This window comes from Rhodococcus sp. SG20037 (assembly GCF_031763325.1).
Lineage (GTDB): Bacteria > Actinomycetota > Actinomycetes > Mycobacteriales > Mycobacteriaceae > Rhodococcus_F > Rhodococcus_F qingshengii.
In genome coordinates this window covers 3,015,512-3,041,763 of sequence record NZ_CP134497.1, presented here as the reverse complement: position 1 = coordinate 3,041,763, position 26,252 = coordinate 3,015,512, and the positions used below count along the sequence as shown (strand labels likewise).

General features: G+C 62.9%; 24 protein-coding genes. 10 read left to right on the top strand and 14 right to left on the bottom strand.

The features are described from left to right. Nucleotides 1-86 precede the first annotated feature (86 nt). Nucleotides 87-818 carry a TetR/AcrR family transcriptional regulator gene (locus RHP72_RS14185; protein WP_311094826.1) on the top strand — a complete coding sequence of 244 codons (732 nt, stop codon included), beginning with the start codon at nucleotides 87-89 and terminating at the stop codon, nucleotides 816-818. A gap of 12 nt (nucleotides 819-830) precedes the next feature. On the opposite strand, the gene RHP72_RS14180 is transcribed toward RHP72_RS14185, so the two are convergent. Further along, nucleotides 831-1,385 (bottom strand): transglycosylase family protein, encoded by a 555-nt coding sequence (locus tag RHP72_RS14180; RefSeq protein ID WP_003944949.1) that lies wholly within the window; start codon nucleotides 1,383-1,385, stop codon nucleotides 831-833. 440 nt (nucleotides 1,386-1,825) lie between these two features. Between RHP72_RS14180 and RHP72_RS14175 the strand changes: the two genes are divergently transcribed. After that, nucleotides 1,826-2,473, top strand: coding sequence for a hypothetical protein (locus tag RHP72_RS14175; RefSeq protein WP_311094825.1), 648 nt, complete (start codon nucleotides 1,826-1,828; stop codon nucleotides 2,471-2,473). Nucleotides 2,474-2,490: 17 nt separating this feature from the next. On the opposite strand, the gene RHP72_RS14170 is transcribed toward RHP72_RS14175, so the two are convergent. Genes RHP72_RS14170 through RHP72_RS14160 form a run of 3 tightly spaced genes read right to left on the bottom strand, consistent with a single transcriptional unit; the run spans nucleotide 2,491 to nucleotide 6,557 of the window. Beyond that, nucleotides 2,491-4,173, bottom strand: a complete 1,683-nt coding sequence (locus tag RHP72_RS14170) for an ATP-binding cassette domain-containing protein (RefSeq protein ID WP_003944811.1) — start codon at nucleotides 4,171-4,173, stop codon at nucleotides 2,491-2,493. Nucleotides 4,174-4,188: 15 nt separating this feature from the next. After that, a complete protein-coding gene (kstD, locus tag RHP72_RS14165; RefSeq protein ID WP_311094824.1) occupies nucleotides 4,189-5,937 on the bottom strand; it encodes a 3-oxosteroid 1-dehydrogenase in 1,749 nt (582 codons plus the stop codon). Beyond that, nucleotides 5,937-6,557 (bottom strand): TetR/AcrR family transcriptional regulator, encoded by a 621-nt coding sequence (locus RHP72_RS14160; protein ID WP_039972893.1) that lies wholly within the window; start codon nucleotides 6,555-6,557, stop codon nucleotides 5,937-5,939. Before RHP72_RS14160 ends, kstD begins: the two co-directional genes overlap by 1 nt. A 158-nt stretch (nucleotides 6,558-6,715) precedes the next feature. Here RHP72_RS14160 and RHP72_RS14155 point away from each other — a divergent pair, with 158 nt between their 5' ends. The 4 genes from RHP72_RS14155 to RHP72_RS14140 all read left to right on the top strand — a co-directional run bounded on the left by RHP72_RS14155 (nucleotide 6,716) and on the right by RHP72_RS14140 (nucleotide 10,117). Continuing rightward, nucleotides 6,716-7,234, top strand: coding sequence for a hypothetical protein (locus RHP72_RS14155; RefSeq protein ID WP_311094823.1), 519 nt, complete (start codon nucleotides 6,716-6,718; stop codon nucleotides 7,232-7,234). After that, complete coding sequence (locus tag RHP72_RS14150) at nucleotides 7,215-8,270, top strand: serine/threonine protein phosphatase (RefSeq protein ID WP_030536453.1); 1,056 nt, start codon at nucleotides 7,215-7,217, stop codon at nucleotides 8,268-8,270. The genes RHP72_RS14155 and RHP72_RS14150 overlap by 20 nt, the downstream gene beginning before the upstream one ends. Nucleotides 8,271-8,351: 81 nt before the next feature. Beyond that, entirely contained in the window at nucleotides 8,352-9,326 is a 975-nt protein-coding gene (locus RHP72_RS14145) for an ABC transporter ATP-binding protein (RefSeq protein WP_042919882.1), read from the top strand. After that, nucleotides 9,326-10,117 (top strand): ABC transporter permease subunit, encoded by a 792-nt coding sequence (locus tag RHP72_RS14140; RefSeq protein WP_007732982.1) that lies wholly within the window; start codon nucleotides 9,326-9,328, stop codon nucleotides 10,115-10,117. Before RHP72_RS14145 ends, RHP72_RS14140 begins: the two co-directional genes overlap by 1 nt. A gap of 204 nt (nucleotides 10,118-10,321) precedes the next feature. On the opposite strand, the gene otsB is transcribed toward RHP72_RS14140, so the two are convergent. Then, the gene (gene otsB / locus RHP72_RS14135) at nucleotides 10,322-11,110 is read right to left on the bottom strand and encodes a trehalose-phosphatase (RefSeq protein WP_231917340.1); all 789 of its coding nucleotides are present in this window, start codon (nucleotides 11,108-11,110) and stop codon (nucleotides 10,322-10,324) included. Between the two features lie 173 nt (nucleotides 11,111-11,283). On the opposite strand from otsB, the gene RHP72_RS14130 reads away from it, so the two are divergent. Together RHP72_RS14130 and RHP72_RS14125 are read left to right on the top strand one after the other, a co-directional pair. Beyond that, on the top strand, nucleotides 11,284-11,613 hold the full coding sequence (locus RHP72_RS14130; protein WP_037130770.1) for a type VII secretion target: 330 nt from the start codon (nucleotides 11,284-11,286) through the stop codon (nucleotides 11,611-11,613). Continuing rightward, complete coding sequence (locus RHP72_RS14125; RefSeq protein WP_311094822.1) at nucleotides 11,610-12,845, top strand: hypothetical protein; 1,236 nt, start codon at nucleotides 11,610-11,612, stop codon at nucleotides 12,843-12,845. The genes RHP72_RS14130 and RHP72_RS14125 overlap by 4 nt, the downstream gene beginning before the upstream one ends. Before the next feature lie 12 nt (nucleotides 12,846-12,857). On the opposite strand, the gene RHP72_RS14120 is transcribed toward RHP72_RS14125, so the two are convergent. The 4 genes from RHP72_RS14120 to RHP72_RS14105 all read right to left on the bottom strand — a co-directional run bounded on the left by RHP72_RS14120 (nucleotide 12,858) and on the right by RHP72_RS14105 (nucleotide 16,500). After that, nucleotides 12,858-13,847 carry a malate dehydrogenase gene (locus RHP72_RS14120; protein WP_221742123.1) on the bottom strand — a complete coding sequence of 330 codons (990 nt, stop codon included), beginning with the start codon at nucleotides 13,845-13,847 and terminating at the stop codon, nucleotides 12,858-12,860. A gap of 66 nt (nucleotides 13,848-13,913) precedes the next feature. Beyond that, nucleotides 13,914-14,543, bottom strand: a complete 630-nt coding sequence (locus tag RHP72_RS14115) for a hypothetical protein (RefSeq protein WP_007732974.1) — start codon at nucleotides 14,541-14,543, stop codon at nucleotides 13,914-13,916. Next, entirely contained in the window at nucleotides 14,533-15,804 is a 1,272-nt protein-coding gene (gene hisS / locus RHP72_RS14110; RefSeq protein ID WP_003943341.1) for a histidine--tRNA ligase, read from the bottom strand. The genes RHP72_RS14115 and hisS overlap by 11 nt, the downstream gene beginning before the upstream one ends. Nucleotides 15,805-15,819: 15 nt before the next feature. Then, complete coding sequence (locus tag RHP72_RS14105; protein WP_311094821.1) at nucleotides 15,820-16,500, bottom strand: MBL fold metallo-hydrolase; 681 nt, start codon at nucleotides 16,498-16,500, stop codon at nucleotides 15,820-15,822. Between the two features lie 195 nt (nucleotides 16,501-16,695). Here RHP72_RS14105 and RHP72_RS14100 point away from each other — a divergent pair, with 195 nt between their 5' ends. Then, entirely contained in the window at nucleotides 16,696-17,577 is an 882-nt protein-coding gene (locus RHP72_RS14100) for a peptidylprolyl isomerase (protein WP_311094820.1), read from the top strand. Further along, complete coding sequence (locus RHP72_RS14095) at nucleotides 17,577-18,389, top strand: peptidylprolyl isomerase (RefSeq protein ID WP_371747840.1); 813 nt, start codon at nucleotides 17,577-17,579, stop codon at nucleotides 18,387-18,389. Before RHP72_RS14100 ends, RHP72_RS14095 begins: the two co-directional genes overlap by 1 nt. A 52-nt stretch (nucleotides 18,390-18,441) precedes the next feature. Here RHP72_RS14095 and RHP72_RS14090 read toward each other — a convergent pair whose 3' ends face one another. The 5 genes from RHP72_RS14090 to secD all read right to left on the bottom strand — a co-directional run bounded on the left by RHP72_RS14090 (nucleotide 18,442) and on the right by secD (nucleotide 26,201). Continuing rightward, the gene (locus tag RHP72_RS14090) at nucleotides 18,442-20,853 is read right to left on the bottom strand and encodes a bifunctional (p)ppGpp synthetase/guanosine-3',5'-bis(diphosphate) 3'-pyrophosphohydrolase (RefSeq protein ID WP_003943344.1); all 2,412 of its coding nucleotides are present in this window, start codon (nucleotides 20,851-20,853) and stop codon (nucleotides 18,442-18,444) included. A 98-nt stretch (nucleotides 20,854-20,951) separates the two neighbouring features. Further along, the gene (locus tag RHP72_RS14085; RefSeq protein ID WP_007732962.1) at nucleotides 20,952-21,530 is read right to left on the bottom strand and encodes an adenine phosphoribosyltransferase; all 579 of its coding nucleotides are present in this window, start codon (nucleotides 21,528-21,530) and stop codon (nucleotides 20,952-20,954) included. Further along, nucleotides 21,527-23,257 (bottom strand): ABC transporter substrate-binding protein, encoded by a 1,731-nt coding sequence (locus RHP72_RS14080; RefSeq protein ID WP_311094819.1) that lies wholly within the window; start codon nucleotides 23,255-23,257, stop codon nucleotides 21,527-21,529. The genes RHP72_RS14085 and RHP72_RS14080 overlap by 4 nt, the downstream gene beginning before the upstream one ends. Before the next feature lie 2 nt (nucleotides 23,258-23,259). Continuing rightward, nucleotides 23,260-24,483, bottom strand: coding sequence for a protein translocase subunit SecF (gene secF / locus RHP72_RS14075; RefSeq protein WP_007732958.1), 1,224 nt, complete (start codon nucleotides 24,481-24,483; stop codon nucleotides 23,260-23,262). Further along, nucleotides 24,480-26,201, bottom strand: coding sequence for a protein translocase subunit SecD (gene secD, locus RHP72_RS14070; RefSeq protein ID WP_007732956.1), 1,722 nt, complete (start codon nucleotides 26,199-26,201; stop codon nucleotides 24,480-24,482). The genes secF and secD overlap by 4 nt, the downstream gene beginning before the upstream one ends. Nucleotides 26,202-26,252: the final 51 nt, after the last annotated feature.

Below are 26,252 nucleotides of genomic sequence, written 5' to 3'. Positions count from 1 at the left end.
TAACAGGCTCGTTGAGTACGTTTCGAGCACGTGACCGAATGCTCACAGCGGCGGCCATCCCGCACGTAAGGCCGCAGCCTGCCACTATGGAAGGCGTGACCAACGCCGGCCCCGGACGACCCCGCCTGACCGCTCGCCGACGCCCGGGTGGCACTGCCCGGGCGGAGATCTTGGATGCAGCCGCTGAACTGTTCACCACCCGAGGCTTCGCCGCGACGTCCACACGCCACATCGCCGAAGCAGTCGGAATGCGTCAGGCGTCGCTGTACAACCATTTCGCCACCAAGGACGACATTCTGGTTGCACTGCTCGCCGACACCGTGACGCCGGCGCTCGACTTCGCGGAGAATCTCAGGCCACTCGACACCGCGCCCGAGGTCAAGCTGTACGCACTTTCGTACATCGACGCGGCACAACTGATCACCGGACGGTGGAACCTCGGCGTCCTTTATCTCTTACCGGAACTGAGAAGTGACAGGTTCATGTCGTTCCGAGCCGATCGCGATCGGCTTCGCGAGCAATACAGGGCACTCGCCCAGGATGTGCTCGACGCGATTGACGATCCATCATCAACGCACCTGGCCGAGCTTCCGTTTCGCCTGGTAGAAAGCGTGATCAGCGCGCGAGCCGACGCGCTCGAAGGCACCCCGATTCCCGACGCCGCCGTCATCGCCGGGTCGGCGCTGCACATTCTTGGGTGGCGCCAGGATCTTGACCCCATCCATACGGAAGCGGCAACGCTCATTGCGAACGCAGAAACGCCGAAATTGTCCGGGGCTGCATCAGCTCCGGACAATTTCGACGCAATGAGGACCTAAACGGCCACGAGACTAGACCGAGAGGGACTGTCCCGGGAAGATCAGGTTGATGTTCGGAACCTGGCTGGCGAGGTTCTCGAGCGAGATGCCGTGTGCAGCAGCGATCTTCGACAGGGTGTCGCCTGCCTTGACCACGTAGTTACCGCTTCCGGTGCTTGCTGCCGGAGCCGACTCGACGGAAGCCTCAGCGGTGACGGGGGCTGCTGCGGCCTCGTAGTTGCCTGCGGTGGTGCCGGTGGTCAGGTACTGACCGCAGACGGGCCATGCGCCGACGCCCTGGCCTGCGAGAACGTTTTCGGCGACACGGATCTGCTCAGCCTGGCTGGCGTTGGCAGCGTTGCCCGATCCACCGAATGCGTTCCAGGTGCTCTGCGTGAACTGCAGACCGCCGTAGAAGCCGTTTCCGGTGTTGGCCGCCCAGTTACCGGAGGACTCGCAATTTGCGACTCCGGACCAGTCGTGGCCGGCTGCCGAAGCGGTGCCGGTGCTCATGGCGAGCGGGATTGCGACGACTGCGCCTGCGGTTGCAACTGCGCCGAGGGCGCGCTTGAAGGTGATGCTGGTCATTGGGTAAATCCTCTCCGCTACCGCGGACGAGGTCGGCCCGGACGCTTTCACGTCTCGTCGATCGACTCGTCTGTTTCACTCCTGCCCCGCGAAGGTTTCGGGAGTACCGGACCCGCGGGGCAGAAGCACGCAGTTGCGGGTCGGCGTTTGCCCGGTGGTTTCGGGCTGTCAACGACCGTAGGCGATGGTCACGGATTGGTCACGGGGCGGTTTTCCGGCACTGCCGTACCAGATCCAGTCGAGATTCAAAAGATAACCACAGGTCAACTAGTTGATTCGAGCTTCAACCATACCGATCGTTATCCGTCCGTTATGTGGTAACCGTCACTACAATTTTGTGACCCACCGCACCGAAACAGACCGTGTCGGAACGCAAAACAGCCCCATTCAAATGTTAAGAGAGTCCTGGCAACGAGCAAAAACCAACCGCCCCAATCATTATGGAGAATGAACTGGTGATCATCGCAGTAGAAGGACCCAGCGCCGCCGGCAAGACCACCTGGTGCCGAACCCAACTCGGTGGACAAACCGCAGCGGAAGGATTCGTCGCCGAGTATCAGCCCACGGGGCGCGAGCCGGACGGCACGGATCTCGACGTCCAGGCAAGTTACTGGACAACGGTCAATTCGAAGCGATGGTCGCAAGCGGAAGATCTCGAATCGAGAACCGGTATCGCGCTCTGCGACAGCGACCCGCTGAAACTGCACTACAGCTGGTGTCTCGCTGCGGTGGGCGCAGCACCTCGGGAGCGATTCGAGTACGAGCTCGCGGCAGTCGAGACAGCTTTCGAGCACCTCGAACTGGGTTTCGCGGATCTGACCGTCATCTCGATACCGTCACCGGAGCAGCTTCTACTTCAGCGCGAAGGCGACCCCAGCCGCCGCCGACGGCATTTCGAGCTTCACGCGGCGCTCGCCGAGCCCCTCACCCACTGGTACTCGGCGGTGAACAGGGTAGATCCAGGTCGCGTTGTGTGGCGCTTTCCGACACAGCTCGATCTTTCGCGCTGTCCCCCGCCTCGATCGGATCGCAGCGATCCGGGCCTCCTTCGCGCGATGATCAACGAGCTGCCGCCTCTCCCCAGGTAGGGAGTGGCTGCTCGATCTCAGCGCGCTCGTTCGACCCTGGCCTCGTCCCACACCGGCGACTCGCTCTCGTACACGTTCCCATCCGATCCGAAGACGAGGAACCTGTCGAACCCGCGCGCGAACCAGCGATCGTGCGTGACCGAGATGACCGTGCCGGCAAACTGAGCAATGCCTTGCTCGAGCGCGTCAGCCGAATGAAGGTCGAGGTTGTCGGTCGGTTCGTCGAGCAACAACATCGTGGCGCCGGAGAGCTCGAGGAGCAGGATCTGCAATCGTGCCTGCTGACCGCCGGACAGGTCGTCGTACTTCTGTTCCGCAGCCTGGGACAATCCGTAACGGTCCAGCGCGCGGCTCGCCGCTTCGCGTCCCATTCCGCTGCGGTGTTCGTCGCCCATGTGCAGGATCTCGAGCAGCGTGTTTCCGGTCAGATCGGGTCTGGAGTGTGTCTGCGCAAACAATCCGGGACGTACCCGAGCACCCAGCGTCGCAGTACCCCCGTGCTCGACCGGCGCGATGTCGAGCGCCTCGACAGGCAGATGCTCGCTCCCCGGATCGGTCCCCCCACCCGCCAAGAGCCGAAGGAAATGCGACTTTCCGGATCCATTGGAGCCCAGCACGGCAACCCGATCTCCGTACCAGATCTCGGTGTCGAAAGGCTTCATCAATCCGGTCAGCTCGAGATCTTGACATACCAACGCGCGCTTGGCGGTTCGCCCGCCCGCCAACCGAACCGTCACCTTCTGCTGAAGTGGAATCGCTTCGGGTGGCCCTGCCTCCTCGAACTTCGCCAACCTGGTTTGCGAGGCGTGATACCGCGCAGCGACGCCGTCGTTGAACTTGGCCTTTTCACGCAATCGCAGAACCAGGGCACGCAGTTTCGCGTGCTCCTCGTCCCAGCGTCGACGCAGTTCTTCGAATCGAGCGTTGCGATCCTCGCGGGCTTGGTGGTAGCTGGCCAGCCCAGCGCCGTGCGTCCACGACGTTGCGCCGCTGATTCCGGGCTCGAGCGTCACGATGTGGGTGGCCGCGTTGGCGATCAGTTCGCGGTCGTGGCTGACGAACAAAACCACTTTCGACGATTCCGAGATCGTCTTTTCCAGCCATCGCTTGCCCGGAACATCGAGGTAGTTGTCCGGCTCGTCCAGTAGGAGTGCGTCGTCGGGCCCAGCGAACAGTGCTTCGAGAACCAACCGTTTCTGCTCGCCACCACTGAGGGAGTTGGCCGCGCGCCACTTCGCACGGTCATAGGGAACACCGAGAGCCGCGGTAGTGACCTTGTCCCAGAAGTCTTCGGTCTCGTAGCCGCCCACGTCGGCCCAATCGGCCAGCGCATGCGAATACTTCATTTGAGTTGATTCCTCGTCGCGCTCGATCATCGCGTTTTCTGCCGTATCGAGCGCCAGTGCTGCGTCCCGGATCCGTGCCGGCGAGACGGACAACAGAAGATCGCGCACGGTGGACTCGTCGCGAACCTGGCCGACGAATTGCCGCATCACGCCCAGTGTTCCGGATCGAGTGACAGCGCCCTCGTCGGCGACGACGTCTCCGGCGACAATGCGGAGCAACGTCGTCTTACCAGTCCCGTTGGGGCCTATCAGTGCAGTTTTTGCACCGTTGCCGACCCGAAAGCTGACACCGCTGAGCAGTTGCCGACCATCAGGGAGAAAGTAGTCGACGTCGGCGATGTTGAGGTGGGTCACGCTGTCAAGAGAACCCTACCCACGGCGATCTGCCAAACCATTATTCCTGCCTTCGGTCTCGAGCTCACTACCGTCGTGGGATCGTCCGACCGCATCGAGCGCCGCCAGATATCCGAAAACCATTGCGGGACCGATAGTTGCACCTGGACCGGCATAGGTATGACCCATCACCGGTGAGCTGGTGTTACCTGCTGCGTAGAGCCCGTCGATGACCGAACCGTCGGCGCGCAACGCTCGCGCGCGAGCGTCCGTGTTGATGCCGCCTTTGGTCCCCAGGTCTCCAGGCACCATCTTCGCGGCATAGAACGGACCCTTCGTGAGTTCTCCGAGGCTGGGGTTGGGCTTGTTGGTGCAGTCGCCGTAGTAGTGGTCGTATCTGCTTGTCCCACGGCCGAAGTCGCGATCGACTCCGTCGCGCGCGTGACTGTTGAATCGTGTGATGGTCGCGGACAGCGCATCGCCCGGCACTCCGATCTCGGCAGCGAGTTCGGCAATCGATCCAGCTCGCACGATCGCACCCGATTCGATCCACGACCGAGGTATCGGCCTGCGCGCCGGAACCCCCGCGAACAGGTAACGGTCACGGTACGTCTGATCGAAGATCAGCCAAGCCGGGATGTTCTCAGCGGGTCCTTCACCTCGGCCGTACTTTCCGCCGAACATGGCGTGTGCCGCTTCGACATAGGGAAGTGACTCGTTCATGAAGCGCTGACCGCTGGCGTTGACCATGAGGCTGCGAGGCAACGAGCGTTCCGCCAAGGCGAACCACGGGCCTTTGGGCAGTGGAATCGACGGGGCCCACCACGCGTCGTCCATGTACGAAATTGCGGCGTCGACGCGTAGAGCTGCACGGATGCCATCCCCGGTATTGGTCGGTGCCCCGAGAGTCCACTGCGCGCTACTCGGCCGTCGCTGGTACTCGCCTCGCATGTCGTCGTTGTTGTCGAACCCGCCACACGCGAGGATGACACCGCATCGAGCGTGCATGGTGGTCTGCACTCCCCCGGACTCGAGTCGCACACCCACGACACGATCACTGTCGGTCACCAAATCCACAAGCCTCGTCCCGAGCTCCACCGTCACTCCGGCGTCCCGAACTCCGAGCATCAGTTCGGCCATGAGCGCCGGCCCGAGCCCGATCAGCTTCTTCCTCCGAGCTCTTGCGGCCAGGGATCTCATTCCTACCCGAAGCATCCGCACCGGACCCCGCCAATGCCGGATCCCCGTGCTCAGCCAACGGTAATCAGATTGTTGGACAACCATGTTGAGCGGAACCTTCATGTACGGCGGATGAAGTGTCGCAAGATCGTCGCCCAGAGCTCGCGCGTCGAACGGGCGCGGCTCGCACGAGCGGCCGCTTGCACGTCCGCCAGGTGCCTCGGGAAAGTAGTCGGAGTACCCCTTCACCCATTCGAGCTCCAACGCAGAGTGACGAATCAGGAAATCGAGGGCTTCCGGACCCCGATCGATATACGTGTCGATTCGGTCGGCGTCTGCATCCTCTCCGACAATGCTCTTCAGATATGTTCGCGCAGAGTCGATATCATCTGTCGGTGCCTCGCGGCGAAGTATCGAGTTTCCCGGAATCCACACGCCGCCCCCGGACCGGGACGACGAACCGCCCCAGTATTCGGACTTCTCCACGAGTATCGTCGAGAGTCCGTTGCGGGCTGCGGTGATGGCTGCGGACATGCCGGCAGCCCCCGATCCGACAACAACGACATCCACTACGGGCGGCGCGGCGCCCTGAGAGTTCTCGTCCATCACTGGTCACGACCTTTCGTGTCATCTTCGTCCTGCGTGTGCCACCGGGATCCCCGAACTGCGTCGAGCGCCCCCTCGACGCACACGGGAAGTGATGCCCCGCGCTTGTGAGGGTTACGTATCCATTGCCGATAACCGAACTCCGCCGCTGCCAACATCAAATGAACGAGAAGTCCTGGGCGGCTGTCGTTTTCCGGATCGAGTTGCATACGTTGTGCCACCAACTCGACCAACCGATCACGATGCTCGGGCGCGATCAGGGCGACTCGATCCATCAGGTGCGGCGCGGTACGGAACGCCGATCGCCACTGATCGATCTCCGCGGACTCGAAAGCATTGGAACGCTCGAGGATTGCCCGTGATATCGCAAGATCAGCCGACTCGGTCGGTGGGCGATCCTCGAGCAACGTCACGATTCCGGCACCGCCCTGCCTGACCGGATCCAACAGCAGATCCTCCTTGTTACGAACGTGCCGAAAGTACGTACTCGCCGACACCCCCGCTGCCGCCGCAATCTGCTCGGTGGTCACGTCCTCGAAACCGTCACGCGCGAACAGATCGAATGCCGCACGTTGAATGTCTGCTCGCACCTGCAACCGCTGTCTCTCCCGTAGTGACATCAGCAACGTCCTCCCGCCTCGGCCGAGATCCGGTCGTTCTCGATAATGCGAGTCTCACCTATTGTGACAGTCACTGTCAATATCCAATTCTCTGTCAGATATCAGCAGACCCGGGCATTTCGTTGACAGGGCATTCGATGCCACGACAAGCTTCGAAGATGAAACGATGGTTCGCGGCGGGCTTCGGAACGGCGATCGTCTCGCGATCGCTACTGCGCCAAGCGCTGATCTTCAAGTTCCGACGCGACGTCCGCGCGCTCAATTCCGGCAACTATCAGCCGCTGTTGAATTCCTATCACCGCGACGCGGTGCTGAGATTCGCGGATGGTGATCACCGGTGGTCAGGAGTGCATGCCGGACGGGACCGAATCGAGACGTTTCTCCAAGAATTTGTCGATGCGGGGCTTCAAGGCGCGGTCACCGAAGCGTATTTCGGTGGTCCGCTCTGGCGCATGACCCTGCTCGCCCGTTTCGACGACCGAGCCCTCGGCCCCGACGGCGCCGTCATCTATCGAAATCGAACAGTGCTTCTCGTTCGGACCAAGTGGGAAAGATCATCGAGCAAGAGGACTACTACGAGGACACCGCCAGAATCGGTGACTTCGACAGGCGGCTCCGCGAAATCGAAGCCGGACGAGCCTGTGGCACAGTCGTGGAATGACAGACGTCAGGATTGACCGCCACCGAAAGCTGTCGGCGTTCCTGTCTTCCCAGAACGATGTCGAACTGGCCCGACTGGTCGACACCGTTCAAATCTCGAGTGTCGGCGTAGGTGGCGCCGCAGGAGTGATCAGGGTCTATGACAACAGGCTCAACGGCGTTCCGGTATTCACCAAACGCATCCCACTGAGCGTGCGGGAAATCGCCGAGGTGGGCTCTACTTCCAACCATTTCGATCTGCCGACGTTCTGCCAGTACGGCATTGGTGGCCCAAGCTTCAACGCCTGGCGAGAACTGGCCGCGAACATCGTGGTCACCGATGCCGTTCTGGCCGGCGAAACACAGTCGTTCCCAATGCTTTACCACTGGCGGATACTTCCCGGACGTTCGCCCGTTGCGGCCGAACACGCCGACATCGATTCCGTTCACACCGCCGGCGCCAGCCGTGAAGTGCGGACCCGTCTCGAAGCGCTTGCCGCTGCGCCGTGCAGCCTCGTACTGTTCTGCGAGTACATCGAACACCCGATCTCGAATTGGCTGGAAGACAACCCGTCCGCCAAAGCTGCCGAAGTCGAGCGACAGTTTTCGGAGATCGTGGCATTCTTGCGCGATCGACAGTTGCTGCACATGGACGGACATTTCGGCAACATGCGCACCGACATGGAGCGGATCTATCTCACCGACTTCGGACTGGCCACATCCCCACACTTCGACCTGTCGACTGCCGAGCACGACTTCGTCCGGCGCCACGCCACTCATGACGCCGACTACGCCGCCATGCTTCTGGTCAACTGGCTGGTGACCGAGGTCTGCGGGGTACCGAGGCCGACGAGCGGCGGACCAGTCGCCCGCAACCAGTACGTACGACGATGCGCCACAGGTCATATTCCAGGTGATGTGACACCAGAGGTGGCCGCGATCGTGACACGGCACGCGCCCGTCGCTGCGAGGATGAACGACTTCTACTGGCGATTGTTCGACGGCGACTTCGATGCGCCCTACCCGCATGCCGCGCCAGTTCCGACTTCCGGTCGAGCACAGGGTTTTCCCTGAACTGCCGTATTCACATCTCAGGGTTCATGTCATCCTCGGGACCGATGTGCTGGTCAGTGCCGGTAGGGCACAGTTCTCCTCATGATTGAACTGAGGGGATTGACCAAGGTTTACGGACCGACGAAAGCGGTGGACGACTTGTCGTTCACGGTCAAGCCGGGCATCGTGACGGGCTTCCTGGGCCCGAACGGTGCAGGCAAGTCGACGACGATGCGGATGATCCTGGGTCTGGATCAGCCGACGTCGGGTGCGGCGTTGATCGAGGGCAAGCCGTACCGCGAGCTCAAGACGCCGTTGCGGACGGTGGGTGCGTTGCTGGATGCGAAGTGGGTGCACCCCAATCGCAGTGCGCGTGCACATCTGCAGTGGATGGCTGCTTCGAACGGGATCCCGAAGTCCCGCGTCGACGAGGTGCTCGGGTTGGTCGGATTGTCCGAGGTGGCGGGCAAGAAGGCAGGCGGGTTCTCGCTCGGTATGTCGCAGCGTCTGGGGTTGGCGGGTGCGTTGTTGGGGGATCCGAAGGTGTTGTTGTTCGACGAGCCGGTCAACGGTCTCGATCCGGAGGGCATCGTCTGGATTCGTAAGTTCATGCAGCGGTTGGCGGCCGAGGGCCGCACGGTGCTCGTGTCGAGTCACCTCCTGTCGGAGATGGCGCTCACGGCGGAGCAGTTGGTGGTGATCGGTCGGGGTCGGTTGATTTCGGATTCGACGGTCGCGGAGTTCGTGGATCGTTCGTCGGAGTCGACGGTGCGCGTGCGCAGCCCACAATTGGACGCTCTCCATGCCGCATTGACTGCCCAGGGACTGACTGTCCGCGAGGAACATTCAGGATCGGAGCCGGTGTTGGTGGTCGTGGATTCGACCACCGATGTGATCGGTGGTTTGGCTGGTTCGCAGGGAATCGTGTTGCACGAGTTGGCTTCTGTGCAGGGATCGCTCGAGGATGCGTTCATGAAGTTGACCGGGGACGATGTCCAGTACCACGCATCCGGTATCGATCCGGGCGCCGGAGCCCACCACGCAAACACACAGCACGCTATGGGAGGTGCACTGTAATGGCTGTTCTCAGTGCTGAACGTATCAAGATCACCACGACCAAGTCGCCGCTGTGGTGCACGATCACAATCATCGTCCTAGGGTTGGGCGTCGCCTGGATGATCGGGCGTTCGTCGAGTTCGAGCATTCAGGCGTACAACGACGAAGCCGCATCAGGAACTCCTGATTTCGAGAAATTCCTCCCCACGTTCAACGACGCGGGGCTAGGAGTATCCGGATTCGGCGTCATGGTCCTGATGATCATGGCGGCGCTCGCGATCACCAGCGAGTACCGCTTCGGCATCATCCGTACCACCTTCCAGGCCATCCCGAGTCGGGCTTCGGTTCTGATCGCCAAAGCCTGCCTGATCGGGGCTTTCGGCGCGGTGCTGTCCTTCGTTCTCATGCTCGGCGCGGTATTCATCACCAAAGCTGCGGCAGGCTCTGAAGGTTCCACCAATCTGGCACTGGACAACGCCGACGCCTGGCGCGCCGTTTACGGCGTACCGATCTTCGCGTTCCTCTGCGTTGCCCTTGCCATCGCCGTCGGAGCACTCCTTCGTCAGTCCGCCGGCGCCATTGCACTACTGCTGCTGTGGCCACTGCTCATCGAGAGCCTGTTCGGCATGTTCGGATCCTTCGGCAGAAACGTCACACCGTTCCTCCCGTTCGCCAACGCCGACCACTTCCTCTCTTCGGGTTCGAGCACCAATTTCCATTGGGGCCCTTGGGGAAGCTTGTTCTACTTCGCAGCGTTTGTGCTGGTGATATTCGGAATCAGCATCGCCGTCGTCAACAAGCGCGACGCCTGACCGAGTCGCAAACCGACCAAGACCAAAACTGGCCGCACCGGAGCCCTTCCGGTGCGGCCAGTTTCGCGTTGACAGAACCCGCAGCGCTTGTCGATCACGCCAAGGAACAGGACAGGGCACGCGCGGGTTCGCGTCACTCTGCCCCGCGGACGCGGCACCTCGAAATAAGACCTGGTCGAGTTCCTGGCAGACTGACCTTACGCGTCAGCGTTCCAGTTGCGCGGCAAGCTCTTTCATCCAATCGAGGAATGCCTGCGGGCCGTCGAACTGGACGCCGTCGACAGCAGCCACTTCCGGTGCGATGTCGTCGCCCTTGACCACCAACGCTTCTCCACCCGAGGCAAGGACAACGGCAAAGGCCGGTAGGTCACCCCGGTCGTCGCCCGCGTACGCGACGACGTCGACCCCTGCGGCCGCGATCGCGCGAAGGAGGCCTGTCCCCTTGTCCTCCTCAACGGGTGGACGCAATTCCTCGACCAACTTGCCGGGCTCACGCCGCAACCCGGTCCGGCTCGCGATTTCTGTCGTCGCTGCTTCCACCAGGCGCTGCGCGACCGCACGATCCGCGGCCCGACGCCAATGCACGGCCACCGCAAGGCCTTTGCTCTCGACATGGATGCCAGGAACTGCCGGAGAGTCGAACAAGCGTCGCAATTCGGCTTCTGCTTCGGCGACAGCATCACTGAACGCCGCGACGGCCGGAAGCACGTGGATTCCGTCGTCCGTCCAGGTCTCGACGCCGTAGGAACCCATGAGCACAACGGAATTCAAGCTGAGCCGCTCTCGCAAGAACGACACAGGCCGTCCCGAGAGCAAGCCGACAACACCGAGATGCTCGGCCAGGGTCGCAAGCACGTCTTCGGCGCCGGGCAGTAGCGCACTCGCCGACGGATCGTCGACGATGGGTGCAAGCACGCCGTCGAAATCCATCACCAGTCCACAGCGAGCTGGATCGGACGTGAGTCGGAGGATGACGTCCGAAGCGGTTCGCATGGTTCGAGTGTGCCAAATCGATCGCACTCGCAATACCAACACCGGAGCCGAATGTAATCTCTGCCACTTCGTCCAGGTTGTCCGGAACCGCTGAGTAGGTCGCGTCGTCTCCCTGTAAGGGCCCACAGTGGTCCGCTAAAGTTCTCACGACGCTTACCAACTGGGGGGTAATGATGAGCGAATTGACTGTCGCCACTGACGGCATCCGAAAGTACGGCTCGACGTCGACCGAAGCGGCAGGACGCATCGCGCAGGCCGCCGCCGTCGATCTGGGTGCAAACATCGCAGCAGTCGCACCGGCCGTGGGCCCCGTCGGGATCGAATTTCTCGAAGCATTCGCGCGCGCTCAGGCCACACACACCAAAGATGTTGCAGCACTCGCCACGTTCTACGCCGGCAACGCCGCGACGGCCGGTGCAGCCGCGCAGGCCTACGACACCACAGATCATGCAATCGCAACAGATCTGACCGCTGCGGCCGGATCGACGGGCGCGACCGCGTGAGCACCGAAGACGACTCGACGACCGTCATCGAATTCCCTCACGGTGGCGCTCCTGCCCCGGTACTGCCGAACAATGTGGTCGAATCGATGCTCGCCGGCATACCGGTACCGGCACTCCCCGGAATCGAAGATCTGTTCGCGCCCTTGATCGAACTCGGGAAGAGTCTCGGCACAGGCACTTTTGCGGGCATCGATCCCGTCGGCATCTTCGATCAGGCGTCCACTCTCATCTACCACGCCATGGGACTGTCCCGAAGCGCGGTCGCCGACGTGGGCCAGACCTGGAACAGCACCGGCAGTGACGCCGCGACCGAACTGTCGCGATCCGCCCAGAACAGCGGCGCAGAATTGAGCGAACGCGGAACCGCGATATCGAAAACTGCTGCCGCCGCCGCGGAATCGGTGCAGCGAGGCAACGCGAATCTCGCGGCAATCGCGCAGTCCTTCGCCACCACGGTCGCAGCTGCCGCGCCCATCGCGTGGACACCACCAGGACAGGCGATGTTGCTTGCCTCGACAGCTGAACACATGCAGGCAGCCGTCGCGGCGGTGACTCGGACGCGTGGGGAGATGCTCGGGCACACCGCAGCCATGAACGCCCTTGCCGGACCGATCCCCGTGCCGACCCCACCGACCAGTGAGGCACTCTCCAACCTGGTCACTGCGGAGGCAATCAACAACGCCGCCCGTCAGATCGCCCAACCTCTTTCTGCCTCAACCGATGCCGGTGATGCGCCGTACTCCACCCACCCGGACTCCACTCAGCCAGGCACCGAGGCTGTTCGAACCTCGGCTGCACAGGCCGGCGCCGGGCTTCCGACCGGCGTCGACAAGCTGTGGGGCGCAGGCAATCCGTCGACGTCACTCGCAGCCGGCGCGTCGCCGTCACCCAGTGCGACGGCAAGCTCTGGCGGAGCATGGGTGAGCGGAAGCGGTGGCACTACCGGCGGAATGGTGAGGGGTGCAGCGGGAGTTGCTGCAGTTCAACCGGTTCCGGTAACAACGCCCGGCCTGGGTGCACCATCGTCGGCAGTCGGCAGTAGCGGCATGTCGCCGGGCGGCATGCTGGGCGGTGGACCCCGCGGATCTCGGGACGACGAGTCGTCACGCACTACCCCGAGGTATCTCGTCACTGCCGGCGACGAGAATTCGATGGTCGACGATCTGCCGATGGTGTCGCCGCCCGTGCTCGGGGCTGACGATCCCGATCAGTACCTGTTCCGAGATCTCTGATCAAGACAAACCTCAGACGAAGCCCAACTTCCGCACCGCCGCACGCTCCTGCTCCAGTTCGCTGACGGACAGGTCGATCCGTTCGCGTGAGAAGTCGTCGATCGCGAGGTCGGGAACGATAGCGAACTCGCCATCGGCACAGGTCACAGGGAAGGAAGAGATCAATCCTTCGGGCACTCCGTAGGAACCGTCCGAACAGACGGCCATGGATACCCAGTCGTCCTCGGCGGTACCGATCACCCAGTCCCGGACGTGGTCGATCGACGCGCTGGCCGCACTCGCCGCAGAGGACGATCCCCGCGCAGCGATGATGGCGGTGCCTCGCACCTGCACAGTCGGGATGAAATCGTTCTCCACCCAGTCGCGGTCGTCGATCACCGCGAGTGCAGGCTCACCTGCGACAGTCGCGTGGGACAGGTCCGGGTACTGCGTCGCCGAATGGTTTCCCCAGACGGACACCTTGCGCACCGACGACGCACGAACCCCGGTCTTCTTCACCACCTGCGCGATCGCTCGGTTGTGGTCGAGACGTGTCAGCGCACTGAACCGAGTATCGGGCACGTCCGGTGCATTGTTCATCGCGATGAGCGCGTTGGTGTTGGCCGGGTTTCCCACGACCAGCACCTTGACGTCCGAGGCTGCGTTGTTGTTGATCGCCTTCCCGTGGGCTGTGAAAATCGCGCCGTTCGCACTCAGCAAGTCGGCACGCTCCATCCCCTTGCTCCGCGGACGTGCGCCGACCAGCATCCCGACGTTCGCGCCGGAGAAGGCGACATCGGGATCGTCGGTGATGTCGATGGAGCTCAGCAACGGAAATGCGCCGTCTTCGAGTTCCATCGCAACGCCTTCGGCAGCGGACACGGCGGCAGGAATCTCGAGCAGTCGAAGTTTGATCGGGACGTCAGCGCCGAGCATCTCCCCCGCAGCTATGCGGAAAAGCATTCCGTATGCGATCTGACCCGACGCTCCGGTTACCGTGACGGTTACGGGCGCAATACTCATTGCCGACTCCTCACCTGCCGTTTTCACGACTGTCCGTTCTACAACGCTGTAAGAACGGTTTCCACGCTAGTCGAGTAAACCGGCCACTTCGTGGTCTGTCAGTGTGGTTCTCGGCACTCGTCCCTCCGCCGTCACGAGTTCGACGGCGCGGTAGAGCGGACGCTCGGCGAGTCCGGCGCCGCGGGCTTCGGCACGCAACTGTTCGATCAGCACCGAGGACAACGCGGCAGCCGGTACCAACTCGCTGGCCGCCAGCGCGTCGGCGAGCTTGCGGAGTGCAAGGATCTCCAACTCGCGCCCACCCCCCGCGGTATACAGCGCGAGCGGGATCCGCACGGTGGACCGTCCGTCGCCGAGCGTCAAGCTGACTTCGCTGATCCGGCCGGATCTCACCGTCAATGCCGCCGTGAGTACCTCGGCCACGTCGACGACGTTGGTTCGAAAACCAGCTTGCGCACGAACTCTGTTGCCGTACAACGTGATGTGCCGGCGCAGCGTCATCAGGATCGCCAGTGACGTCGGCACCGCGATGACGGCACCGACGATCACTCCAACGGTCGCCGTCGAGAACACACTGACGATCAACCCGACGACCACACCGAACACCACGACAACAACGGCGAATTTCTTCAGCCGCGGCGCGATCAACGCCACGGGAACCAGATCGAGCGAAACCGGTTCGGCCTCAGTGCTCAACGAGTTCCCCGAGCTTGTCGACAACCTGGTCGAGCGCCACTGCCTCCTGCTCACCTGTTGCCAACTGTTTGACAACGACAACGCCCTCTTCGAGTTCACGCTCGCCGAGAACCAAAGCGATCGCGGCACCCGAACGATCAGCTGCCTTCATCGAGCCCTTCACACCACGGTTTCCGTATGCCAGGTCGACACGAATTCCGTTGGCACGCAACTGATGTGCGATCTTCACCAGTGCCGCCTTCGCCTCGGCACCCATCGGTACACAGAAGACGTCGACACGCGCCGGTGGCGCAACGGACTTGCCCTCGGCCTCGAGCGCGAGAACCGTGCGGTCGACGCCGATTCCGAACCCGATGCCCGAGAGCGGCTGTCCACCCAGCTGTTCCATCAGACCGTCGTAACGACCACCACCACCGATTCCGGACTGCGCACCCAGTCCGTCGTGCACGAATTCGAAGGTTGTCTTGGTGTAGTAGTCGAGGCCGCGGACCATGCGCGGGTTGACGACGTACGGAACGCCCAATGCGTCCAGGTGCGCGAGCACCTCGTCGAAGTGCGCCTTGCAGCTCTCGGACAGGTGATCGAGCATGAGCGGTGCGCCCGCAGTCATCTCGCGTACATCCGGGCGCTTGTCGTCGAGCACGCGGAGCGGGTTGATCTCGGCGCGTCGACGCGTGTCTTCGTCGAGCGGGAGTGCAAAGAGAAACTCCTGCAGCAGTTCGCGGTACTGCGGCCGGCAGGTGTCGTCACCGAGAGAGGTGATTTCGAGGCGGAAGCCGTCGAGCCCCAACGACCGGAATCCGGCGTCGGCGATCGCGATGACCTCCGCGTCGAGCGCGGGGTCGTCGATCCCGATGGCTTCTACGCCGACCTGCTGCAACTGGCGGTAGCGACCGGCCTGCGGGCGCTCGTAGCGGAAGAACGGGCCCGCGTAACTGACCTTGACCGGCAACTGTCCACGATCGAGGCTGTGCTCGATGACCGCACGCATGACTCCGGCGGTTCCCTCGGGACGCAACGTCACCGAACGGTCACCGCGGTCGGCGAATGTGTACATCTCTTTGCTGACGACGTCGGTCGACTCACCGACACCGCGAGCGAACAGGCCGGTGTCCTCGAAGATCGGCAATTCGATGTGGCCGTATCCGGCCAACCTCGCGGCGCGCGTCAAACCGTCACGAACGGCGACGAATTCGGCTGACTGCGGCGGAACGTAGTCCGGAATGCCCTTGGGTGCAGAGAAGGTGCTGGCTTTACTCACGAGAGGTACTTTTCCTTATTCTTGTGCGCTGAGTCCAACGAGAAACGGATTCGAGCTTCGCTCGGCGCCGATCGAACTGTTGCCGCCGTGCCCGGGCAGGACCACTGTCTCGTCACCGAGTACCAATAGCTTGCGGGCGATCGAAGCGAGCAACTGCTCGTGATTTCCGCCGGGCAGGTCGCTGCGCCCGATGGAACCCTGGAACAGGGTGTCACCGGTGAACGCCAAATCCACGGGCCCGCTCTCGGTGTGCGCCTGGGTGCGGAACACCACCGATCCCTGCGTGTGCCCGGGTGTGTGGTCCACGACGAACGTCATTCCGGCCTCGGTGATCTTGTCTCCGTCGGCCAGTTCGATCACCTCGTCCGGCTCCACGAACGTCATGCCTTGAATGAATTCCTTCATCGTCGGGCCGATCCCCCGTGCCGGATCGCTGAGCATGTAGCGATCCTCGGGATGGATGTACGCGGGTACGGAATACCGCTCACAGACCTCGCGGGCCGACCACACGTGATCGAGATGACCGTGCGTCAGGAGGACCGCCGTGACCGACATGTCCTTGGAGTCCAGATATTCGAAGAGCGGCTCAGCTGCATCCTGACCCGGATCTACGACTACGCACTCGCACGCGTCGTCCTGAGCGAGTATGTAGCAGTTGGTTTGGAACATCCCGGCCGGAAAACCAGTGACGAGCACGGGGGCAACTCCTCTTCGAAGGGTGGAAACAAACAACACGCTGTCGGTTACAGCCTAAGCTGCTGCCCCGCCAGTAAGTTCTCAGGTTGCAATGGGAGACTCTGACGACGAGTAGAGCCGCTTGCCGAAGCCGACCCCCAGGGTGTCGCTCGGCCGGCCGACCACGATCCACCCGCGATACGGAGGACTACAGCAGTGCCGAGTAACGAGCAACGCCGCGAGGCGGCGAAACGCAAGCTCGAGCGTCAGCTCGAACGTCGCGCAGAACGTGCCCGCAAGCGCAAGCAGATGACGATAGCCGGAACTGCGCTCGGCGTGGTCGTCGTAGTCGGCGTCGTCGGTGGACTCATCTGGCTGAGCAATCGCAGTGACGACGACGCGAACACCACCAACACTGCTGCCGACGACTCGAGCCTCACGCCACAGACCGCGGGTGCAATGCCGGCCGGTCTGTCGACGCCACTGGCCGACACGGTCTCCTGCTCGTATCCAGCCGACGGCGCTACCGCGTCCAAGGCCAACAACCCTCCTCGTACCGACGGGATTCCCACCACCGCGCCGGACGCGACGCCGAGCATCAGCGTCGAGACCTCGCAGGGAAACATCGGGCTCACACTGGACGGAACGAAGTCTCCGTGCACCGTCAACAGCTTCGTGAGCTTGGCGCAGCAGGACTACTTCAACGACACCACCTGCCACCGCTTGACGACGAGCCCCTCGCTCCAGGTGCTGCAGTGCGGTGACCCGTCGGGCACCGGCACCGGCGGACCGGGCTACGGCTTCGACAACGAATTCCCCACCACGGCGTATTCCACCAGCGACCCGGCAGCGCAGGAGCCCGTCACCTACGCGCGCGGCACGGTTGCGATGGCCAACACCGGGGCACCCGGTAGCAACGGCAGCCAGTTCTTCCTCGTCTACGGCGACTCACAACTCCCCCCGCAGTACACGGTTTTCGGCACGATCGACGAAACCGGGCTCGCCACTTTGGACAAGGTCGCGGCCGGCGGATCGACGCCAGAGGGTGACGGCAAGCCGAATCTGACCACCGACATCAAGACAGTAAGGCTCGACTGATGCGACGTAATCCTGTGATGCGCTTTCCTGTAGTTATTGCCGCCGCAAGCGCCGCGGCGCTGCTTCTGGCTGGTTGTTCCAGTGATTCCGGTAGCTCGGACTCGCCGTCCAGCACCTCCAAGGCGAAGACGACAACGGCTGCCATGCCGCCGCTCGACATGTCACAGTTCGACGCACTCCCGCCTGTCCCGACTCCGGCCTCGGCGACCGTCGACTGCTCGTACCCGAGCGCGGCGGGTGCAGCAAAAACCGTCAATCCGCCGAACTCCACGGGTGTGTCCACCGAGGGAACCGTCAACGTCGCGCTCACGACTACGGCCGGCCCGATCGGGATGGAACTGAACCGGGCGGAAGCCCCCTGCACGGTCAACAGCATCGTGAGCTTGACCGAGCAGAAGTACTTCGACGACACCCCGTGCCATCGACTCGTCACCACACCCGGTCTACAGATCCTGCAGTGCGGCGATCCCTCGGGCAAGGGCACGGGCGGACCAGGCTATGGCTTCGACAACGAGTACCCGACCACTGCCTACCCGGCTAACGATCCGGCACTCTCCTTGCCTGCCGTCTACCCCCGCGGCACGCTGGCAATGGCCAACTCGGGTAAACCGGGCAGCAACGGCAGTCAGTTCTTCCTCGTCTACGAGGATTCGGTCTTGCCGCCCAACTACACGGTCTTCGGAAAGATCGACGACGCCGGCCTGGCGACGATCGAGAAGATCGCGGCCGACGGCGACGACGGTGGCATGGGAGCAACCGGTGGCGGCGCACCCAACACCCCGATCACCATCGAGACTGCAATAGTCGCCTGACCCCCTGTGCGCCTTTATTAACCGCCCGCGGTTAATAAAGGCGCACAGCAGTTTACGAGGCAGAGGTCACGCGGTAGACGTCGTAGACGCCTTCCACGTTACGAACCACGTTGAGAACATGACCCAAGTGCTTCGGGTCGCCCATCTCGAAGGTGAACTTGCTGATCGCCACTCGGTCACCTGAGGTGGTGACCGAGGCCGACAGGATGTTCACCTTCTCGTCGGCCAACGCCTTGGTGACGTCGGAAAGCAACCGATGACGATCGAGCGCCTCGATCTGGATCGCGACCAGGAACACCGACGTCGCTGACGGTGCCCATTCGACGTCGATGATTCGCTCGGACTGATCGTGGAGCGAGTTGGCGTTGGTGCAGTCGGTACGGTGCACGCTGACCGCCCCACCGCGCGTGACGAAGCCCAGAATCGAATCGCCCGGAACCGGCGTGCAACACTTTGCGAGTTTTGCCACCGTGCCGGGTGCTCCGGGAACCAGAATTCCGGAGTCACCCGTACTGCGGGTGCGCACCGGCATGGTCGACGGCGTCGAACGCTCGGCCAGTTCCTCCTCGACGGCGCCGACGCCGCCCAGATGAGCAACCAGTCGCTGCACGACGTGGTGCGCCGACACCTGGCTCTCGCCTACGGCCGTGTACAACGCCGAGACGTCGGGATAGCGAAGTTCGTGCGCGATCGTGCTCATCGATTCGGCATTCATCAACCGCTGCAACGGAAGTCCCACACGGCGGACCTCCTTCGCGATCTGATCCTTGCCGGACTCGAGCGCCTCCTCGCGGCGTTCCTTCGCGAACCACTGACGGATCTTCGCCTTGGCACGCGGCGAGACGACAAACGTCTGCCAATCACGGCTCGGCCCGGCGGTGGCAGCCTTCGACGTGAAGACCTCCACCACTTCGCCGTTTTCGAGAGTTCGTTCCAGCGCGACCAGTCGGCCGTTGACCCTGGCACCGATGCATCGGTGCCCGACCTCGGTGTGCACCGCATACGCGAAATCGACGGGGGTCGATCCGGCAGGCAACGTGATGACGTCGCCCTTCGGCGTGAAGACGAAGATCTCCTTGACCGCGAGGTCGTAACGCAACGATTCGAGGAACTCCCCCGGATCGGCCGCTTCACGTTGCCAGTCGAGTAGCTGACGCATCCACGCCATGTCGTCGACCTCGGCGATGTCGCCCGCGTGCTTGCCCTTGGTCTCCTTGTACCGCCAGTGCGCGGCGATACCGAACTCCGCGGTCCGGTGCATGTCCTGGGTCCGGATCTGGACCTCCAGGGGCTTGCCTTCCGGTCCCACGACGGTGGTGTGCAGCGACTGGTAGACGCCGTAGCGCGGCTGCGCGATGTAGTCCTTGAAGCGTCCGGCCATCGGCTGCCACAGTGAGTGGACAACGCCGACCGCGGCGTAACAGTCACGCACTTCTTCACACAGGATGCGGACGCCGACCAGATCGTGGATGTCGTCGAAATCGCGGCCCTTGACGATCATCTTCTGATAGATCGACCAGTAATGCTTGGGCCTGCCTTCGACGATGGCGTTGATCCGCGAGGCGGACAGGGTCGAGTTGATCTCGGCGCGAACCTTGGCCAGATAAGTGTCTCGAGAGGGCGCGCGATCGGCGACCAGTCGAACGATCTCGTCATACTTCTTCGGGTGCAAGATGGCGAATGAGAGGTCCTCGAGTTCCCACTTGACGGTCGCCATTCCAAGTCGATGTGCAAGTGGCGCAATGACTTCGAGAGTCTCTCGCGCCTTACGTGCCTGCTTTTCTGGCGGCAGGAATCGCATCGTGCGCATGTTGTGCAGACGATCCGCGACCTTGATCACGAGCACGCGCGGGTCCCGCGCCATCGCGATGATCATCTTGCGGATGGTTTCGCCCTCGGCGGCGGTGCCCAGAACGACCTTGTCGAGTTTGGTGACGCCGTCGACGAGGTGAGCGACCTCGTCACCGAAGTCCTTGGTCAACTCTTCGAGTGAGTACCCGGTGTCCTCGACGGTGTCGTGCAGCAGGGCTGCGACGAGGGTGGTGGTGTCCATACCCAACTCGGCCAGAATGCTTGCGACGGCCAACGGATGCGTGATGTACGGATCGCCGGACTTGCGCCGCTGGCTCGAATGTCTGTCCTCGGCGACGTCGTACGCACGCTGGAGCAGCGCGAGGTCGGCCTTCGGATACAGCTCACGGTGGAGGCTGACCAACGGCTCGAGCACCGGGCGGATGGTGGCGTTGCGCTGACCGGTGATGCGTCGAGCAAGCCGAGCGCGCACCCTACGGGAGGCGGAAGCGGGCACGGCCAGATTCTGCCCACCCCGATTGCCGGTAGTTTGCGCAGATCCCGAATCGTCGGGCACCGCGGACTTCGATGGTGTCGTCTCCGGAGCCGGAACTGCACCCGTCTCCTGCGACACTGCACCCGAGTTCTGTGATCGATCAAGATTCGACGTCATGTCGCCACCTCCTACCACCGAGTTGGTTGAGGCAACCGCCCTGCATCGGGTAATTGCCCTGGAGGTCTAACTCGACCCCCAGGAGACAACTTTAATACTCAGACCTTCACCAGTGATGTCAGTGGGTACTTCAAGAAGCGATCTCGACCGCGCAGTTCCTCGATCTCGAGCACCACTGCGACGCCGACGACGTTCGCTCCACCCAACTCGACCAACTGTACCGCCGCCTCGAGTGTCCCTCCGGTAGCCAGAACGTCGTCGATCACCAGAACATTCCGCCCCGTGAGATCGAAGCCGTTTGCGGGAATCTCGAGAGTCGAGGATCCGTACTCGAGGCTGTACGAACGAGAGAGCACCGGCGGCGGCAGTTTGCCGACCTTCCGCACGGCAACGACTCCCGCACCCATCTTCGCGGCCGCACCGGCACCGAGCAGGAAACCGCGAGCATCGACGGCGGCGATCGTGTCGGCGTCCGGAGCACAGGCGACAAGGGCATCGAGCACGGCCCCGAACCCCTCGGCGTCGGCGAACACCGGAGTCAGATCGGCGAACCGAACACCGGGACCGGGAAAGTTGTCAGCCCAGCGGGTCAGCCGAACAACGGCGTCCCCGGCAGCCCGGTGGATTGCGATCAATTCTTCAGTCGTGTGCAAGGCAACACCATTCGAGACGCTCATCTGCGTAGTACCCATCTGTCCATGTTCCAGCCGGTAGCGGCCCGAGTCGGATTGACCAACACTGCCGACATGCCTGGAGCTACAGCGACAGTTCGTAGTTGATTGAACAGTGGAATCGTAGGCACCTGGGTCCACAGGATGTTCTCCGCCTCCACCGAGAGTCCCAATTGCGCACTCGTGCTCGCATCCACGTTCAACTGATCGATGATCTGATCGATCCTGGCATTTCCGTACGTACCGAGGTTTGCGCCGTTGCCCGATCGCAGCGCTCCGCGCGCGTCGATCATGCTCGCTGTTCCGCCTGCGCCGACTTTGCCTGCCATGCCGGAGAGCACGGCGTCGCCTCCCCCACTCTGCAGACTCGCGGGATCGAAGCTGTCGCTACTTGCGTCCTCGACCGTGATTCCCGCCGGAGCACACGCGGCTTTCGCTTCGGAGACGATCTGCGCCCGCACCGGGTCCGGTGCGAGGTACCCGACCCGGACGGTCAACTGGTCGAGGTCGGCTTCCGACAACGACGTCTTCGCAGCCTCGATGTCGGCATTGGCGTACCGATCACCGTCGACCGCAGCGGCGTCGCTGTACACGAGTGAATCCGGCGCCATCAGTCGCGAATCGACCACGCCGGAACCCAAACCCGCCTGCGGCGCATTCTCCGTCTGCCCGAACTTCTCGAACAGAGTTGTCCGCGGAACACAATGCGCGAACGCTCGACGGGCGGCTTCGTCGCCCAGCGAACCAGAGGTCGCGAGAACGAACTGCTCGATCGACCGCGACGGAATCTGTTGGACGTCGAACCCGGACGGAGTACCGAGTTCGCCGGCCGAGCCGGAAGCGACGTCGACTACCTCGATCGAGTTCTTGTCGAGATCCTCGGTCAGATTCACACCACGTGGCCAGACGACGATGCGATCGGTCGCAGGCTTGTTGCCCCACCACCGCTCGTTCGCGACCAGCACCAGGCCGTCGTCGGTACTGTACGAGTCGATTCGATACGGACCAGCGGAGGGCAGTACGGAGGTGTCCACCTGACCTGGAGTCAGGTTCCACCCGGTGTTCCAGAAGTCCGCGATCTTCGACAACGCTTCGGTGTCACCGGCATTCACCGCGCTCACCACGTCGCTGACACCCGTGCGCTGCGTCACGACGTGTGAAGGCATCAACGCAGTCGCACCGAACAACGACCGCCAATCGGTGAACGATCGCCCGGGTTTGAAGAACACCGTCGCGTCCTTCGCCCCGCTCTGGCAGTCGATCCGGTCGATGTCCGCGTATCCGAGATTGTTCGCCGTGTCGAACATGGGCTTCACGGCACCATCGACGTCTTCGGTGAACTTGCCACTCGACGCCGCCCAGGTGAGGACGAGATCGTCACAGGACATCGGAATCCCGTCGGAGTACACGGACGCCGGATTGAGCTTGTACGAGACCGTGAGCACGTCACCGGGCAACTCAGACGCCGTTCCGATGTCGGTGTCGGAGACAGGTGCTCCGGCCGGGCCGGTGAACGTGAAGCCGGGAAGCACCCGGCCGAACGCGGCCATCGCCCCGGACACCGATCCAGCTGTCGTGTTGGCGTTGTACGTGGAGATGGAGTTGTCGATGGCATATCCGATGGACGGAACCTGCTCGGCGCTTTCCGAGCAGGCCGCCAACGAACCCGCAGCCACAGCGGTGGCCGCAACGAACGTCATCGATCGAACCAGTGTGCGTGTTCTTGGGAGCATGTTCAGTGCCCCTTCTTGTTTCGCTTTCCGGTCGGCCGCGCACCCGGCTGCGGAGCAACCGGAGCACGGCGTGCAACTGGTGCGCCGACGGCAACCGTCTGCGTACCCTTCTCGGCCAGCGTAGCCCGGCGCGAGAGCACCTTACGAGTGTGCGCGGCAACGGGTCCCCAGCGTTCCTTCATCGACACCAGGAGCGGCGTCGCGAAGAAGATCGAGGAGTACGCACCCACGATGATGCCGACGAGCTGAACGAGCGCAAGGTCCTTGAGTGTGCCGACGCCGAGCATCCAGACCGCGACAACCATCAGAGCGATCACCGGGAGCACGCTGATGACGGTCGTGTTGATCGATCGCATCAAGGTCTGATTCACCGCGAGGTTGGCCTGCTCGCCGTACGTCCGGCGCGTCAGATGCAGAACACCGCGGGTGTTCTCTTCGACCTTGTCGAACACCACCACGGTGTCGTACAGCGAGAAGCCGAGAATGGTGAGCAAACCGATCACCGTCGCGGGCGTCACCTCGAAACCGACGAGCGAGTAGACGCCGGCAGTGACGATGATGTCGAAGAACAACGCAACGATCGCAGCTACCGCCATGTCCCGCTCGAAGCGGATGGCGATGTAGATACTCACGATCACCAGGAACACAATCAGCGCGATCAGCGCCTTCTTGGTGATCTGGCCGCCCCAGGTTTCACTCACGTCCGCAAAACTGATGGCTTGCGCCGACGGGTTCCCGTTCTTGTCCTTGGGCTGGAACTCGTCGAAGAGAGCCGACTGAAGATCGTTGATCTGCGTCGCGTTCAACGTCTCCGACCGGATCTGCACGGTTGCGCTGGCACCCGAGCCGACTGTCTGCACGCTGACCGGTTCGAACCCGAGCGTGTCGGAGTAGACGGTTTCCACCGCCGACGTCTCGACTCCGCCCTCGGCCGGGAACTGAATGCGTGATCCGCCTTCGAAATCGATACCGAAGGTGAAGCCGCGCAGGATGATGCTCAGCAGCGCAATGGCGACCAGAGCGCCGGTCAGTCCGTAGTAGAAGCGACGCTTGCCGACGACCTCGAACGCACCCGTTCCGGTGTACAGCCGCGAGAGCCAGCTGTGCTTGGGCATCGCGCCCTGATCGACGCCTGAGTCGGTGATCTCCGACCGGGCCGCCGCATCGGCGGATTCGGCGGCGGAACTGTTGGTGGACCCCACCGGGGAGTTGTTGGACTCGCTCATGCTCGTGTCTCCTTAGCCGACGCAGCGGCGGCAACCTTACGTTCGCGGGCAACCTCTTGCACTGCGCCGAGACCGTTGACGCTGGGCTTGGACCAGAACGCCGAACGGGACGCCATGCTGACCAGTGGCCACGTCACGAGGAACACGACAATCACGTCGAGAATGGTCGTCAGACCCAAGGTGAAGGCGAAGCCTCGCACCTGTCCGACCGCCAGCACGTACAGAACTGCAGCGGCGATGAAGCTCACCGCGTTGCCGGAAAGAATTGTTCGGCGTGCTCTTGCCCAACCGCGTGGCACCGCCGAGCGGAAGCTACGGCCCTCACGCATTTCGTCCTTGATGCGTTCGAAGAACACGACGAACGAGTCGGCGGTCATACCGATACCGATGATCAGACCAGCCATGCCGGCCAAGTCGAGCGTGAAGCCGATGTATCTGCCGAGCAGAACCATGATCGCGTAGACCATGACTCCGGAGAGAATCAGCGACAACGCCGTCAGGACGCCGAGCATGCGGTAGTAGACGAGGCAATACAGCAGAACGAGAACGAGACCGACCGCGCCGGCGATCAATGCCGCCTGCAGTGAGGCCAGGCCGAGCGTGGCCGAGACCGTCTCGGCCTCAGAGGCTGCGAACGAGAGCGGAAGCGAACCGTACTTCAGTGTGTTGGCAAGTTCTTTGGCACTCTCGGCAGTGAAACTGCCCGTGATCGAGGTGGCGCTACCCGCAGGCGTTGCACCTTGAATCGTGGGAGCGCTGACGACCTTCGAGTCGAGCGTGAACGCTGCCTGCTTGCCGATGTTGGCTGAGGTGAACTCGGCCCAGGTGTTGCTGCCGGTCGTCTTGAACGAGAGGCTGATCTCGTGGCGCGACTGCTGCGAGTTGAAGACCGAAGACGCGTCGGCAATCTCCTGGCCGTCGATGATCGAAGGACCGAGGAGATAGATGTTCAGTCCGTCTTGCGAGCACGCGACCAGCGGCAGGGTCGGGTCGTCGTTTCCACGGAGCGGATCCGCGACGGAGCAGTCGAGGTTCGCCACTGCTTGCTGCTGCACTGTCGGATCGCTGCTCTGCCGGAGGGCGCGCGCTGCGGCGATTTCCGCTGCTGCTGCGTCGCCTTCGTCGGTGCCGTCGCTCGGAGCGTCCCCGGTGGGGGCCGGAGTCGTTGTCTGCGGCGCGGGCGTTGCTTCGGGAGTAGTCGGGTCCTGAGCCAGGAACGGACGGTTCTGCGGCGTCTGCGTCCCGTCAGCGGGTGCTTCGGGGGCCGGTGCATCAGTGGCCGGAGTTTCGGCCGCCGGCGCCTCAGGCGTAGCTGTCCGATTCGCGTCACGGGTGGCGACGTCGATCGAACCCGTCACCGGGCGGATGTACAGACGAGCGGTCTGGCCGAGCGAGCGAGCCTGCGCACTGTCGTCGCCGGGAACGGTGATGACGAGGTTGTCACCGTCGACAACGACCTCGGAACCGGAAACGCCGAGACCGTTGACGCGGGTCTCGATGATTTCCTGAGCCTGCTTGAGACTGTCCTGACTGGGAGCGCTGCCGTCCGGGGTACGAGCGGTCAACGTGACGCGCGTTCCACCCTGCAGGTCGATGCCGAGTTTCGGCGTGGCCGACTTGTCTCCAGTGAAGAACACCAGGGCATACAGTGCCACTACCAGGACCCCGAAAAGGGCCAGGTAGCGGACCGGATGCACCGTTCCGGTGGAAGGTGCCACGATCTTTAAGTCTCCTCGGTAGGTGCAGAGCTTCAGTAAGTGCACGGCTCG

Coding starts and splice junctions, on each gene's coding strand:
- RHP72_RS14155 (WP_311094823.1), top strand. CDS start 6,716: ATGAAACGATGGTTCGCGGCGGGCTTCGGAACGGCGATCGTCTCGCGA.
- RHP72_RS14180 (WP_003944949.1), bottom strand. CDS start 1,385: ATGACCAGCATCACCTTCAAGCGCGCCCTCGGCGCAGTTGCAACCGCA.
- RHP72_RS14080 (WP_311094819.1), bottom strand. CDS start 23,257: ATGCTCCCAAGAACACGCACACTGGTTCGATCGATGACGTTCGTTGCG.
- RHP72_RS14175 (WP_311094825.1), top strand. CDS start 1,826: ATGGAGAATGAACTGGTGATCATCGCAGTAGAAGGACCCAGCGCCGCC.
- RHP72_RS14120 (WP_221742123.1), bottom strand. CDS start 13,847: ATGAGTATTGCGCCCGTAACCGTCACGGTAACCGGAGCGTCGGGTCAG.
- RHP72_RS14095 (WP_371747840.1), top strand. CDS start 17,577: ATGCGACGTAATCCTGTGATGCGCTTTCCTGTAGTTATTGCCGCCGCA.
- RHP72_RS14090 (WP_003943344.1), bottom strand. CDS start 20,853: ATGACGTCGAATCTTGATCGATCACAGAACTCGGGTGCAGTGTCGCAG.
- RHP72_RS14145 (WP_042919882.1), top strand. CDS start 8,352: ATGATTGAACTGAGGGGATTGACCAAGGTTTACGGACCGACGAAAGCG.
- kstD (WP_311094824.1), bottom strand. CDS start 5,937: ATGGACGAGAACTCTCAGGGCGCCGCGCCGCCCGTAGTGGATGTCGTT.
- RHP72_RS14185 (WP_311094826.1), top strand. CDS start 87: ATGGAAGGCGTGACCAACGCCGGCCCCGGACGACCCCGCCTGACCGCT.
- otsB (WP_231917340.1), bottom strand. CDS start 11,110: ATGCGAACCGCTTCGGACGTCATCCTCCGACTCACGTCCGATCCAGCT.
- RHP72_RS14085 (WP_007732962.1), bottom strand. CDS start 21,530: ATGAGCGTCTCGAATGGTGTTGCCTTGCACACGACTGAAGAATTGATC.
- RHP72_RS14130 (WP_037130770.1), top strand. CDS start 11,284: ATGAGCGAATTGACTGTCGCCACTGACGGCATCCGAAAGTACGGCTCG.
- RHP72_RS14140 (WP_007732982.1), top strand. CDS start 9,326: ATGGCTGTTCTCAGTGCTGAACGTATCAAGATCACCACGACCAAGTCG.
- secF (WP_007732958.1), bottom strand. CDS start 24,483: ATGAGCGAGTCCAACAACTCCCCGGTGGGGTCCACCAACAGTTCCGCC.
- RHP72_RS14150 (WP_030536453.1), top strand. CDS start 7,215: ATGACAGACGTCAGGATTGACCGCCACCGAAAGCTGTCGGCGTTCCTG.
- RHP72_RS14160 (WP_039972893.1), bottom strand. CDS start 6,557: ATGTCACTACGGGAGAGACAGCGGTTGCAGGTGCGAGCAGACATTCAA.